The organism is Desulforhopalus sp., from assembly GCA_030247675.1.
Classification (GTDB): Bacteria; Desulfobacterota; Desulfobulbia; order Desulfobulbales; family Desulfocapsaceae; genus Desulforhopalus_A.
Genome location: JAOTRX010000005.1, coordinates 71,769 through 85,368 on the forward strand (window position 1 = coordinate 71,769; position 13,600 = coordinate 85,368).

The following is a 13,600-nucleotide window of genomic DNA, read 5'->3' on the forward strand; positions in this document are numbered from 1 at the left end:
GCCGCTGGAATTAATTCTTTAGTTATCTCGACCTAGATAGAAGGGTAATAAACAACGTTGTGTTTCGAAAAGAGGGTAGTAGGCTATTCATTGCTGCTACCAAGTAATTGATTTATTGGCAAAATAATTATATACACATAATATACATTATGCGACATTTAATATTGCGTTAAAAATGGCTCCTTTGGGGGTTGATTTGTTTATCTTGGTTTATTTACTAAGAAAATGATGATATAAGTGCACGTCATCATGCTTTGCTGGGAAAATTGAATTTTTCCTATGTCGCAAAATAAGACTGTAGCTACGGTGTTTTAATAATTATATCTAATGGTAATTGGAGTTTGTATGTCTCGTGAAATATATCAGGAGCCACTTGTGAGTCGTTACACTAGTCTTGCAATGCAGAAGCTTTTTTCAGAAAAAACTAAGTTTACGACTTGGCGAAAATGTTGGCTCGCTCTCGCGGAGTCTCAATATGAACTTGGTTTGACTGATCTTGTAACTGAAGAAATGCTTAACGAAATGAGAGCAAATCTTGAAAATATTGACTACGAGATTGCCGCTCAGAAGGAAAAAGAAATTCGCCATGACGTTATGGCTCATGTTTATGAGTTTGGATTGAGGTGTCCGAAGGCAGCCGGAATTATCCACCTTGGTGCAACCTCTCAATTTGTCGTCTGTAATACCGATCTTATCTTGCAAAAATTAGCAATGAAGCAGATTCGTTCCTTGGTGCTTCAGGTTATTAAAAATCTTTCTATTTTTTGTGAAAAGTACAAAGGACTTGCGACACTTGGTTTTACGCACTACCAGCCAGCTCAGCCTACTACTGTTGGAAAAAGAAACACTCTTTATATTCAGGATCTTATCATAGATTTGGAGTACATTGATAATTTCTTGCGACAGATAAAAGCAAGGGGGGCAAAGGGAACTGTAGGTACACAGGCAACTTTTTTGGAGTTGTTTAAGGGGGATCATCGTAAAGTCCGCCAAATGGATCAGTTAGTAGCAGAAAAACTCGGGTTTGACTCAACATTTAATGTAACAGGTCAAACATACACAAGAAAACTTGATATGAAGCTTGCCGAAACCCTTGCCGGAATCGGAGCAACCGCTCATAAATTCGCAGTTGATTTGCGTTTGCTGTCAAATCTCAAGGTACAAGAGGAGCCTTTCGAGAAGAGCCAGACGGGTTCGTCGGCAATGGCCTATAAAAGAAACCCAATGCGTTCAGAGAGGATGACCGGTCTCGCTAGAAAGCTCATGAATTTACCACAGAATTTCGCCGCTACGTATAGCAATCAATGGTTTGAGAGAACCCTTGATGATTCTGCTATCAGGAGGATGGATATACCTCAGTGTTTCCTTTTGACAGACGCAATCTTGAAGTTGTTTGCTAATATTACGTCAGATATGGTTGTTTATCCAGAGCAAATTAAGAAACATTTATTGGCCGAGTTGCCATTTATGGCAACTGAAAAAATATTAATGGGCGCCGTTGAAAAAGGTAAGAGTCGACAAGAAATGCACGAAGTAATAAAAGAGCACTCAATTGCCGCGGGATTTGCAGTTAAAAAAGAGGCAAAAGAAAATGATTTGCTCATTCGGCTCGCAGCCGATGAGCAAATCCCCTTCTCTCTTGAGGCGCTAACCGCAATGATCAGTGATTATTCTCAGTTTACGGGAAGGGCCAAGGAGCAGACAGAGGAATATATCCAGGAGGTGGTGTTTCCTCTTCTGGAAGCGAATGCAACGGAAATGCAATATGTTGACTCTACCCTCTGGGTCTAGGTAATGCTAAAAGAAAGATTATCGGAGGTATATTTACGGATACTGCCCGGCAAGTTTCATTACTTGAAATTTATTCTTGAGGGGTATGATAATCTTGCAATTCTTTCTGTATGCAACAATTCTGCAGATATTGTCGTGATCAGATATCCGCAAATAATGGCCCGGGAGCTCTTCGAACTTTTGTCCGAATTAGCAGGGGTTTTATCTAACATTGACACTCAAGAATAAGTGCTATCCTCTTTATTTATGGAACAAAAAGTATTTTACATCAAAACTTTCGGCTGCCAGATGAACGAAAGAGATTCTGAGATTATGGCCCAGACCTTGTCGGGACATGGCTATATCGAGAGTATGAATTATGAAGAAGCTGATTTAATAATTCTCAATACATGCTCAATTCGAGCCAAGGCCGAACAAAAAGTGCTGAGTTTACTAGGATATCTCAGAAAAGCAAAAACCAGAAAACCGTCCATGAAAATTTGTGTTGCGGGATGCGTTGCTCAGCAGGAAGGCTTGCGTCTCATTGAACGCATGCCGCATGTTGATCTGGTTATAGGTACGCAACATATTTACGATATAGCAAAGCATCTTGATCGCATAGATTTAGAAGGACATCTTGTGGTTACAGATCTTCAGGAGAATTATAAAATTCCCCAGTTCCTTCCCGATTTATCACGATCTGGAGGTGGTGTGGCTCCACTTGCCGGTGTCTCCCCTTCCCCGAAATCCTTTAGTAATTTTGTAACGATAATGCAGGGGTGCAATAATTACTGTACCTATTGTGTTGTCCCTTACACGAGAGGGCGAGAAATATCACGATTCGTCGATGAGATAGTGAGTGAGGTTAAGAAACTGGTTGATGATGGCGTCAAGGAAATCACCCTTCTTGGTCAAAACGTTAACTCCTATGGAAAAACCAACGTTGTTACTCCCACCGGAATTCATTATACTTTTCCTGATTTACTCAGGGAGGTTTCGGAGATTTCAGGTGTGGCTAGATTACGATTTACCACATCAAATCCAAAAGATCTTACCGATCAACTGATGAAAAGTTTTCGTGATATTAAAAATCTTTGTCCACAGTTTCACTTGCCCGTTCAGTCGGGTTCCGATCGAATATTGAAGAAAATGAACAGAAAATATACCATCAAGGAATACTTAGAAAAAGTTGACAAGTTACATGAGTATTGCCCAGAAATAGCCTTAACTACAGATATTATTGTCGGGTTTCCAGGTGAAAGTAACCAGGATTTTCAGAAAACCATGGACCTTCTTGAAAATGTCCGTTTTCACGGATCATTTTCCTTTAAATATTCCGACAGGTCCGGCACCAGAGCCAGCGAATTTGCAGACAAAATTGACGAGAAAGTAAAGGCCGAGAGGCTTAGCATCTTTCAAAAAAGACAAGACGAGATAAGTCTCGAAAGAAACCAAGAATATGTCGGAACTGTAACGCAGATTATGGTTGAGTATTGCGGCAAAGATGGAGCAAGGGGACGCACCGGAACAAATCACATTGTACATTTAAATGATTACACTGACGACAATCTTCTGCCAGGCGACATCATTTCGGTTAAAATATGCCACGCCGGGCAGCATTCTTTGCAAGGCCAAATTGTCGAAGAAATTGATATAAGTGGTTGTTAATCATCCTCTTGGATGGGGTCTTCGCTCTCCCTGTTAATTTCTTTTACTGGTGGTTCAAGACCTGGAAGCGGAAGGTTGTGCCTTTCGGGTTCAACCCCGTTGGTCATGGTTGGTATTATTTTTCTTACTACTCTACTTGAAAGCCTTTTCCCTTTTGCAGCTGGATTTTTAATTAAATAATCGCCAAACGCTATCTCGATGCTGTTTGTCTTTGCCCTGGATGATGGAACCAGATAAATTTTTACCGTTTTTTCTTCACCAAACTCCAAATGAAGAATTTTTGACCTTTTATGTTCCGGGAATAATCGATATTCCTTTTCCAATATAAAACTTGGAGTTGTGAATCTCTTAACATAGGCAAGATTCTCCGCTCCATCCCGGTAGATCACGTTGAAAACTATATCTTTTTCAACCACTCCAAACCATTCGAGTTCTTGACCGACATAGAGCTTTTCCGTAACCGGAATGATTTTGTACAGTCCATCGGTAAAGAGCAGAAATAACTTATCATATTCGGAGCAGATGACCGAGATATCCTCTTTTGGATCCTCTTCCTTGATCTGATGGCCAAGGAATCCGGATTTTCGGTTATAGATTACAACTAGATTGGAAATGGCCACTGTCCTGATACTCACCTCCGAGAAGCTGGTGATCTCTGTCAGCCGAGGGTAAAGGTGCCCATATCTCTCCAGGAGTTGATCGATAAAAGAAATGGTGAATTTGATCATGTCCTGCAAGGACTTGATAATCTCCTTAATTCTCTTTCGTATCTCTTTGATTTCTTTCAGCTGTTTGTTAATGTCATATCGAGATATTCTTTTGATCTTGATTTCAAGTAGTCGTTCTACATCTTCTTTAGTGATAACACGAAGTAATTGCTCCTGATAAGGAACAAAAGATTTCAGCACTGTTGTTACCACCGAAGGATAGCTTGTCTCCTCTTCAATGTTTTTATATAGACGTTCCTCAATAAATATTTGTTCAAGAATTTTTCCGTGGAGTTTTTCTTCAAGTCTCCCCTTCTCTATCTCAAGTTCTTTCTGAAGATCATCCTTTAAACGGGCGGTATTAAGTCGTAATACCTCGTTGACAGTGGATGTCTCCGGGGTCATGCCATTGATAAGGGTGAGGTTTGGAACAATAGATACTTCGCAATCGGTAAACGCGTAAAGGGCTTCGATGGTGTCTTTTGCGTAGATTCCCCGAGCTAATTTGATCTCAATCTCAACATTTTCCGCTGTATAATCGTTAATAGAAACAATCTTGATCTTCCCGGCTTTTGCCGCTTTTTCAATTGAATCGGTAAGGGATTGCGTGGTAGTTGAGTAGGGAATTTCTTTAATAATTATAGTTTTCTCGTTTAATTCTTCGATGCGTGCTCGACACCTGATTTTGCCATTGCCATCTTCATAGTTACTGACGTCAACTAAGCCACCTTGGGGGAAATCCGGATAAAGGGTGACCTCGTTGCCGCGAAGGATCTCCTTTTGCGCCTCAAGTATCTCACAAAAATTGTGGGGAAGAATCTTGGTTGCCATACCAACGGCAATGCCTTCAGCCCCCATGAGCAAAAGCAATGGGATTTTAGCCGGCAATGTCACCGGCTCCAACATCCGGCCATCATATGATTCAGTAAAGACTGTGAGATCCTTATTGAAAAGGATCTCTTTACCAAGTGGGGAAAGGCGACATTCGATATACCTGGCAGCTGAAGCACGGTCCCCGGTGTAAATGTTGCCGAAATTGCCCTGTTGTTCTATCAAATACCCCTTGTTGGAAAGATTGACCAGAGCCGCAAAAATCGATTGATCGCCATGGGGGTGGAGCTTCATAGTCTCCCCGACAACATTGGCCACCTTGTGAAAGCGGCCGTCCTCCATGTTGTGAAGGGTCTGTAGGATGCGGCGCTGTACCGGTTTTAATCCGTCTTCAACAGAGGGAATTGCCCGTTCGCGAATAACATAGGAAGTGTATTCGAGAAAGTTCTTGTCGAATAGTTGATGCAGCTTACCAGGATGTGATTCCATCATGTTGATTATGCGGTTTTAACAGGGTTTACCTCTTCAATACGAGGAGAGGCCTAAATTAAAGAATTAGTTTGTGAGAATGAGGTGATCCATAATATATTTTCGTCGCATTGGGGTATTTTTTCCCATATAGAAAGTGAGCACCTTAGTTACCTCACTGAGTGAGTCAAGTGTCACACTTTTGAGACGAATATCCGGCCCGATAAACTGTTTAAATTCTTTCGGGGAAATCTCCCCAAGCCCCTTGAAACGGGTGGTTTCTACTCCAGCACCCTTGCTGCCTGGACCTTGAAGTTTTGCCGTGGCAGCCTGTTTCTCCTGTTCGGAATAGCAATAGATGGTTTCTTGTTTGTTACGAACGCGAAAAATCGGTGTTTCTAAAATATATACGTATCCAAGCTTAACTAATGGCTCGAAATAATGGAGGAAAAAGGTGAGAAGCAGATTTCTGATATGCAGTCCATCGACATCGGCATCAGTTGCCAGAATGACCTTGTCATAACGGAGATCAGAAATTGATTCCTCGATATTGAGAGCACGCATCAGGGCGTACATTTCCTCATTTTTATAGAGCATAGCCATTTTTTGCCCGTAGACGTTGAGCGGTTTTCCCTTTAAGGAAAACACCGCCTGAGTCATAGGATCTCTCGATGACACTATAGAGCCAGCGGCTGATTGACCCTCAGTGAGAAAAATCATGCTCTCACGGCCTTCCTGAGAGGGTTTTTCTTTTGAGGGGTGGTATTTACAATCTTTGAGTTGGTCTATTTTTAAAGCGACCTTTTTGGCATTGGCACGTGCCTCAGAGCGGACACTTTGCAATTCCTTCCGTACATCTTCGTTTCGATGAATTTTTTCAATCAGCTTCTGAGCGGCCTCAGTATCCTTATAGAGAGCACTGGAAACAGCTTCTCTCACCTTCCCAGCAATCCATGAACGAATTTCAGTATTGCCGAGCTTGTTTTTGGTTTGCGATTCGAAAACCGGGTCCTTGATCTTAATCGCCAAGGTTCCGACTATTCCGTCGCGGACATCGGTATTAATAAATTTTTTTCCGGAGAATTCGTTTATGCCTTTAAGAATACCTTCCCTAAATGCCGATAGATGCGTCCCTCCTTCGCTGGTATAGGTGCCGTTAACAAAGGTGTAGTAGCAATCACTGAAGGTATCGGTGTGCGAAAAGGAAAATTCGAGAGTGGCGTCCCTGTAGTAAATAGGCCGGTAAAGCTGTGCCCCTCCTAATTCCTTGTCAAGAAGGTCCAGAAGGCCGTTGGCCGAGTAGAAAACTTTCTTGTCGTAATAAATTTTCAGGCCGGCGTTGAGGTAGGCGTAACGCCACAAGCGTTTTTCAACAAATGCAGGATCAAAGGTAAATCCGGGAAACATCTTGGCTGACGGCAAGAATTCAATAAAAGTGCCATTCTTTTCCTCGGTATCACCTTCATTCTTGCTGATAAGTTTGCCATCATTGAATGTAGCGGAAACAAATTTTCCTTCTCGGTAGGACGTTACTATAAAGACGTCAGATAATGCATTGACTGCCTTGGTTCCTACGCCATTCAGGCCAACAGAAAACTGGAAAACATCAGTGTTATATTTGGCTCCTGTGTTGATGGTTGACACACAGTCCACCACTTTCCCGAGTGGTATCCCCCTGCCGAAATCTCGAACCGTCACATAACCAGTAGGACTTATGGAGATATTGATCCGCTTTCCCACCCCCATGATAAATTCATCCACGGCATTATCGACAACCTCTTTGAGGAGTATATAAATACCATCATCATGGTTAGAACCATCTCCGAGCCGACCGATATACATTCCAGGACGCTTACGGATGTGGTCGAGGGAGCTCAGGGTCTTTATCTTGCTTTCATCGTAACTATGTGAAATATCATTCATAATAACACAATCCACCGAAGAAAATGAGTGTTTGATAAGGCGGCATCTTATTGTATTTCAGAACAAGACGCAACCCTGTTGAGTGTCATTCACCAAGATGGAAAGACGCTTCCCCGGTACCTCAGGAGTATTGTTCGGAGGAAATAGGCTGACAGTACCTGTATGTGAGATTTGCAATCCAAGACACCGTATTTACATCATTCTTATTCGCTCACAATCAGGACAAATCCAGGTTGGGCCATTACTTATGCCCCATTTATTTTCTTCGAAGCAATCTTTGCATATCATAAATCCACAAGGACAACTCCAGCAGAACTCCTGCTTCTTCTTGCAGCAATGGCAAACATATTCACCGCTTTTACGTTTTCGGTATCCTTTCTGGCGCTCGCCTCGGTCACTCATGTTACTTCCTTGGTAATCCAATCTTTATAGGTCTTACTGACAAAATTTATTTCTTGGGCTATTATTTCAGGGGTCTGATAAGGATGCTCTTTGAGGATGAGGCGTTCCACTGCGGGATAATGTCTGGCGAGAGTCTTAAGGCTCAGTAGAAATTCAGTCGCCGTAACCACCCTTCCCTGCCATCGGTAAATGCTGGTAATAGGCGCAGAAATCTGTGCACAAGCGGCCAGCCGGGAATTGACCAGGATAGTTGCTATCCGTTCGGCATCTTCCTTTCGTTCGCAGGTTGTCATAATTAGCAGAGGTTTTTTCATTATAATATCGAATAGATATAGGTGGCTAGCCTGTTTTGTCCAGAAAAAGCGTGGGCAACGTTACCTTGCCATGGAAACGAAATTATGCTGATTTGTTTTGAATGCTTTTCCCTGACTGTCTATTATAATGACTCGTCTAACATTTCCAATAAATAGCTTTATCTCAAAAAATAAACCATCAGGTGCATAATGTTTTTGGTTATAGATATTGGCAACTCACACACAGTTACAGGCATGTATGACGGTGATAAATTAATTGCCCACTGGCGATTAAAGTCGGATTCAAAAAGTACCGCTGATGAACTGGCTATTCGTTATCATACACTTTTTGAAATGGCCGGAATGAGAGAAGAAAAGATCCACGGCATAATTATCGCAAGCGTGGTCCCTACCCTGGAAACGGCATGGGTTGCCTGTTGCCGGAAGCATTTTGCCGCGCATCTCGAACATGATATTATTGTCATTGCTGTCGAACGGTTGAGAAACCTGATCACCGTACAACTCGACAATCCTCAGGAGGTTGGCGCAGACAGGTTGGTTAACGCTATTGCTGCGTGGGATCTTAGACCCTGCAAACAGATCGTCATTGATTTTGGAACAGCTATTACCTTCGATTGTGTTACTGAGAAATGTGAGTATCTAGGCGGAGTTATTCTTCCGGGGATTGCTATATCCCTGGAAGCATTGTCAAGCAGAACCGCCAAGCTTCCCCATATCGATGTATCAGCGGCACCTGCCCACCTTATCGGAAAATCAACCGTTCAAGCGATGAAAAGCGGTATTCTTTATGGTTACGGGGCGATGGTCGATGGCCTCGTAAGCGGCATTAAAAAGGAAATGGTTCCCACCCCTGAAGATGATTTTCGTGTGGTTGCCACAGGCGGCATGGCTGCCCTCATCGCCCCTTTTGCAACCTCCATCGATATTATCGATCCAATGCTTACCCTTAAAGGATTAGCTATTATTTACCGGAAAATAGTAGGCAAATGAAACCCTCCCTCGTGCCACTCCCTCTGAAACGAGGTGATACTCTAGGAATAATTGCTCCGGCAGGCCGGTTAACCGACGTTGATCGTTTTCATCGTGGTGTTGCTGTACTCCGCGAAATGGGTTTTGATGTCAGGTATCCAAGAGATCTCTGGCCAGGACTTGACCATCTAGCCGATACCGATGGAAATCGGTGCGCGGAATTTAATGAACTTCTACAAGATTCTGAGGTCAAGGCTCTGATTGCCTTGCGAGGTGGTTACGGGTGCCTGCGCATGATGGATGAGATTAATCTCGCCGCCACCACCACCTTTAAGAAGCTGGTGATTGGTTTTTCAGACATTACCTTGCTCCTTAACTATCTGTATCAAAAGACCGGTCTCATTGGTCTGCATGGGCCTGTCGTAACCTCTCTCGGGGATGTGGATTCAATAAGTTTGGAACGTTTATTTCTTTGTCTTACCGGCAGGTGGAGTGAACCGGTTCGTGCTAGAGAAATTGAGCTTGTCAGAGATGGGCCTGTCGCGACCGGACCCTTGGTTGGAGGAAATCTGGCCAGCCTGGTTAGCGTTATTGGCACACCCTTCGATTTTTCCTGGGATAATAAGATTGTTTTTCTTGAGGACATCAACGAACCAGCCTACAAAATCGACCGAATGTTGACACAACTGTATCTTGCCGGTAAGTTCGCTCGTGTCGCAGGAATTATTCTGGGTGGTTTCTCGGGTCTTTTCTCCTCCGACAAAGTCCAGCAAGACCGCTATATGGAGGGTATCTGGAAAAGAGTTCTCGAACTTTGCGGTGATCGAAATATTACCGTTTGGGGTAACTTCCCCTGCGGCCACGCTGCACGCAACCTCACCTTACCTTTGGGGGCCCTTGCCCAAATGCAGAGCTCAAAGTCGCGGTTGGTCTTTCCTGAACCTCGCTCCGGCAATGTGATATGATGTTTGACTTGTCATGTGTTCCGTGCTATAGGGAGGACAAAACGCCTTAAACGTAGAGTCTAAATTACTCATAAACCACAATAAAACAGAATTGTCTGCCCTTGCTGCCATGAAAAAACATCTCGTAAAGTCTCTTGTTTTAGGATTGTTTTCAGCCTTCTTGCTCTCCACGGCGTATGCTGCCGATTACTTAACGGTAACCGCTGATAATGCCAGTATAAAAACCGGTCCGGACAAAAAGAATCCGACGTCGATGGAGCTTTTCCAGGGGTATCCGCTGAAGGTGCTGAGCAAAGAAGGCGAATGGTATAAAGTTACCGATTTTGAAGGTGATACCGGCTATATTCATCAAGGGATTGTCAAAAAATGCGACACTGTAATCGTTATTTCTGAAAAAAGTGTCAATCTGCGTGCCGAACCCTCACAGACGGCTCCAGTTGTGGCCGACGTTGAACGAGGTGTTGTTATGACCAAATTAACAACAAAGGACAAATGGACACAGGTCCGTCATAGCGGCGGCACTACCGGTTGGATTTTCAACACCCTCCTCTGGCCTTGATGGAGGATTGACTCTATTGTTTTTTCTAAGTTAAGGGGAAGACGCACCTTTTGTTTGGCCTTGTTGGTAAACAAAAGGAAGCCCTGCTCCAGGGCATAAAGCAGAAGATCCCGGGTGATTTCGACGTCTTTTCGGCAGTATTGCTGTATAAGATCAATCCTTCCTTCTTTATACCATTTTAGTGCCTGTAGTCCATCGGCGGATTTTGCCTGGCCAAGAGTGTGCTCCGCAAGACTATTGAGGCTTAGTCTATAACCCAAATATTTATGGGCTTCTTCTAAAAGATCAAGAGTCGGAAGGCTTTGGAGATCGATGTCGGTATACGCTGACAACACAATATTGTCGAAGCGTTTATTATTAAAACCGACCACCAGTTCAAATGTTTGAAGATGTTTTACCAAATCACTCATCTCATGCTCGAGGTACGTGACACAGTCGCCTATTTCCGAGTCGTAAACCACTGCGACGGATATCCCCATTCGTTGCGCCTGATGCCACCCGCCAACCTCCTCTGCTGAGCGGATTGTCTCAAGATCAAAAACCCCGAATTTCTTTGGCAAGGCTGCAAGCTTTTTTGGTCTATCGGGCCGCACGATTCCCTGGCTATTGATTTCCATGCCTGTAATATTTTCAAGAGATAACTGATCTTGCCCGACTGTTAGTTTATCCCGTTGCTGCTCTTTGAGAATAGCTTCAAGAAGAATCAGGCATGCTTGTTTATCGATTGGTCTGTTTCCCGAACCACATTTCGGGGAGTGGACACAGGATGGACAGCCGTTTTCACAACTGCAGGACTTGATCGATTGAAAGGCCTGTGTGAGAAGCAAATCGATTTTATCAAAGGCCTCCTTCGTCAAGCCGACTCCCCCGGGGTAGCCGTCGTAGATAAAGACCGAAGCCATTTCCGTCTGGGCATGTAGAGGGCAGGAAATACCGCCGATATCATTCCTGTCACAGAGAACCAACAAGGGGAAAAGGGCAATGAGCGCATGTTCCAGAGCATGGATTGCACCCATGAAATGGTATTTTTCACGCTCAAGCTTTTCAACAATATGTTGTGGAATATCAACCCATAATCCTTCTGTTTCAATTACCTGCTCGGGTAAATCCAGGGAGAAGGAGGAAATCAGCTTCTGGGTATGATTATTGCGCTTCTGATATCCGGTGACTTTTTCGGCAACTCGAACTCGTCCAAAAAATATCTGGACCCCAAAACTATTCTTTTGTCTCAATACCTCAAGTATCTCAGTTCGTTTCTCAGTAGTTGGGCGGGTAAAATAGTTGGTAGATTCCCGCCTCGCGACAACTTCTTTTCCCAGAAGGTCGAGTTTTTCAACAACCCAGGTAGTAGACCGGTGCAGATAGAGTGCGCCGGGGTGACATTCCTTCATTCCTCGTCCACCATCAATTTCCCCTATTATTTCACCATTCTCTCCATCAATGATTGCCATCTGCGTCCCGCCACCGCGTAAGTTCACTTGGCGATGGGGATATTTTCGAGAGGAAATCCACCTATCCCCTTGCGCCGTTTGGAGCAATGCACCCGATTCAGTGAGTCGTACGATGCTATTATTAATGACTTGATTTTGCAGAAGTGCTTCAGTGGCTGAGATCGGGAGTTCAGCACTGCAACAATGGAGATGTTGTTCCATGACTGAAACGTTAGTAGGATTGAGAACTGCGGCTTCTGGCGACCTGGAAAAGAAATCGTCAGGTTGGCGCATGAAATGCTGATCCAGGGCATCTTCCTGAGCGATGAGAATTGTCGCCGATTTCCTTGAACCTCTGCCGACCCGCCCTCCCCTTTGCAAGGTTGCCATGATTGAGCCGGGATAGCCTAATAAGATGCAAAGATCCAAGTTTCCTATGTCGATGCCGAGTTCCAGAGCGGAGGTCGAAATGACGCCGAGGAGAGCTCCGGAAAAGAGCATTTTTTCAATCTCTCGCCTTTCTTCTGGAAGAAAGCCAGCCCTGTAAGCACTCAATTTTCCTGAGAGATTGCCGAGGCGCGGGGTCGTCCACAGGTTGATAAGCTCGGTCATTTTCCTCGATTGGGTATAGACGATAGTGCGAAGACCTCTTTTTATTGCTGCCTCTAGTAATTGACTCGCCGTGTAAGCGGGACTGTCCCAGGGATTAAGAAAAAGCATATTTCTTTCCGCCCTGGGTGCTCCTGATTCGGTAACGACCTCGACCGGTCTGTCTAATAGCAGTTTTCCTAGTTCCTCGGGATTACCAATGGTTGCGGAAAGCAAAATAAAAGTCGGGTTTCCACCATAGTAGGCGGCAAGACGCTGAAGCCTTCTGACAACCCAGGCCATGTGGCTGCCAAGAATACCACGGTAGGTATGCACTTCATCAATAACAACGTAGCGTAATGCTGTAAAAAATGACTGCCAACTTTGATGATATGGCAGAATCGACAGGTGAAGCATATCGGGATTGGTGAAAAGTACCCTTGGGTGGTGGTCGCGGATTTTCCTTCTTTGATAACTTGAGGTGTCACCGTCAAATATTGCTGCAAAATTCTTATGTTGTTTCTGAATGCCCGAAGGAAGTTTTGAAAATGTTCTTGTTAACACCGAGTATTGATCTTGGGCCAAGGCCTTGAGTGGGAAGAGGTAGAGCGAGTGGCCAGGATCGTTTCTAAAAAGATCGTTTAACACCGGCAGATTGTAAACAAGGCTCTTGCCTGAGGCGGTTGGTGTTGCCACAACGACATGATGTCCTTGTAAAATGCGTTGAATGGCTTGACTTTGATGTGTGTAAAGCTTTGTTATCTTCAAGTCGGTTAAGCAATCTTGCAGAGCCGGGGAAAGCTGTAGATCATCTTGGCAATATTGACCGTTTTTTGCAGGATACACCTTGTGGCAAACAACCTGATGGCCGAATTTGGGAGAATTTTTTAGAGAATCCAGGTATTCGGAGACATCATTTTGCATAGTCGGGAACGGTTGACGAGCAGATTGCCGTGTTTTTATAAACTGTTGCTTAAAAAGCTGAGAATGTATATTTTGCAGCCTG

9 protein-coding genes are annotated in these 13,600 nt (G+C 44.0%); 5 read left to right on the plus strand and 4 right to left on the minus strand.

All coding sequences use genetic code 11. From position 1 onward, the window contains the following. The first annotated feature begins 345 nt into the window (after positions 1-345). On the plus strand, positions 346-1,791 hold the full coding sequence (gene purB / locus OEL83_11825) for an adenylosuccinate lyase (GenBank protein MDK9707727.1): 1,446 nt from the start codon (positions 346-348) through the stop codon (positions 1,789-1,791). Between the two features lie 246 nt (positions 1,792-2,037). Further along, on the plus strand, positions 2,038-3,438 hold the full coding sequence (gene miaB, locus OEL83_11830; GenBank protein ID MDK9707728.1) for a tRNA (N6-isopentenyl adenosine(37)-C2)-methylthiotransferase MiaB: 1,401 nt from the start codon (positions 2,038-2,040) through the stop codon (positions 3,436-3,438). On the opposite strand, the gene OEL83_11835 is transcribed toward miaB, so the two are convergent. From OEL83_11835 to OEL83_11845, 3 genes are all read right to left on the minus strand, one after another. Continuing rightward, entirely contained in the window at positions 3,435-5,465 is a 2,031-nt protein-coding gene (locus OEL83_11835; GenBank protein ID MDK9707729.1) for a DNA topoisomerase IV subunit A, read from the minus strand. The genes miaB and OEL83_11835 overlap by 4 nt on opposite strands. A gap of 66 nt (positions 5,466-5,531) precedes the next feature. Next, entirely contained in the window at positions 5,532-7,367 is a 1,836-nt protein-coding gene (locus OEL83_11840; protein ID MDK9707730.1) for a type IIA DNA topoisomerase subunit B, read from the minus strand. A 398-nt stretch (positions 7,368-7,765) separates the two neighbouring features. Beyond that, on the minus strand, positions 7,766-8,083 hold the full coding sequence (locus tag OEL83_11845) for a divalent-cation tolerance protein CutA (GenBank protein MDK9707731.1): 318 nt from the start codon (positions 8,081-8,083) through the stop codon (positions 7,766-7,768). A 189-nt stretch (positions 8,084-8,272) separates the two neighbouring features. Here OEL83_11845 and OEL83_11850 point away from each other — a divergent pair, with 189 nt between their 5' ends. The 3 genes from OEL83_11850 (at position 8,273) to OEL83_11860 (ending at position 10,576) form a co-directional block, all read left to right on the plus strand. Next, positions 8,273-9,073: a type III pantothenate kinase gene (locus OEL83_11850; protein ID MDK9707732.1), complete on the plus strand. Its 801-nt coding sequence runs from the start codon at positions 8,273-8,275 to the stop codon at positions 9,071-9,073. Next, complete coding sequence (locus OEL83_11855) at positions 9,070-10,017, plus strand: LD-carboxypeptidase (GenBank protein MDK9707733.1); 948 nt, start codon at positions 9,070-9,072, stop codon at positions 10,015-10,017. The genes OEL83_11850 and OEL83_11855 overlap by 4 nt, the downstream gene beginning before the upstream one ends. Before the next feature lie 109 nt (positions 10,018-10,126). Further along, the gene (locus tag OEL83_11860) at positions 10,127-10,576 is read left to right on the plus strand and encodes an SH3 domain-containing protein (GenBank protein ID MDK9707734.1); all 450 of its coding nucleotides are present in this window, start codon (positions 10,127-10,129) and stop codon (positions 10,574-10,576) included. Here the strand turns inward: OEL83_11860 and OEL83_11865 are convergent. Beyond that, positions 10,525-13,518 carry a DEAD/DEAH box helicase gene (locus OEL83_11865; GenBank protein MDK9707735.1) on the minus strand — a complete coding sequence of 998 codons (2,994 nt, stop codon included), beginning with the start codon at positions 13,516-13,518 and terminating at the stop codon, positions 10,525-10,527. The two genes, OEL83_11860 and OEL83_11865, sit on opposite strands and share 52 nt — an antisense overlap. Positions 13,519-13,600: the final 82 nt, after the last annotated feature.

Excerpts from the sequence above, each read along its gene's own strand:
- purB (MDK9707727.1), top strand. The coding sequence starts at position 346 with ATGTCTCGTGAAATATATCAGGAGCCACTTGTGAGTCGTTACACTAGT.
- miaB (MDK9707728.1), top strand. The coding sequence starts at position 2,038 with ATGGAACAAAAAGTATTTTACATCAAAACTTTCGGCTGCCAGATGAAC.
- OEL83_11835 (MDK9707729.1), bottom strand. The coding sequence starts at position 5,465 with ATGGAATCACATCCTGGTAAGCTGCATCAACTATTCGACAAGAACTTT.
- OEL83_11840 (MDK9707730.1), bottom strand. The coding sequence starts at position 7,367 with ATGAATGATATTTCACATAGTTACGATGAAAGCAAGATAAAGACCCTG.
- OEL83_11845 (MDK9707731.1), bottom strand. The coding sequence starts at position 8,083 with ATGAAAAAACCTCTGCTAATTATGACAACCTGCGAACGAAAGGAAGAT.
- OEL83_11850 (MDK9707732.1), top strand. The coding sequence starts at position 8,273 with ATGTTTTTGGTTATAGATATTGGCAACTCACACACAGTTACAGGCATG.
- OEL83_11855 (MDK9707733.1), top strand. The coding sequence starts at position 9,070 with ATGAAACCCTCCCTCGTGCCACTCCCTCTGAAACGAGGTGATACTCTA.
- OEL83_11860 (MDK9707734.1), top strand. The coding sequence starts at position 10,127 with ATGAAAAAACATCTCGTAAAGTCTCTTGTTTTAGGATTGTTTTCAGCC.
- OEL83_11865 (MDK9707735.1), bottom strand. The coding sequence starts at position 13,518 with ATGCAAAATGATGTCTCCGAATACCTGGATTCTCTAAAAAATTCTCCC.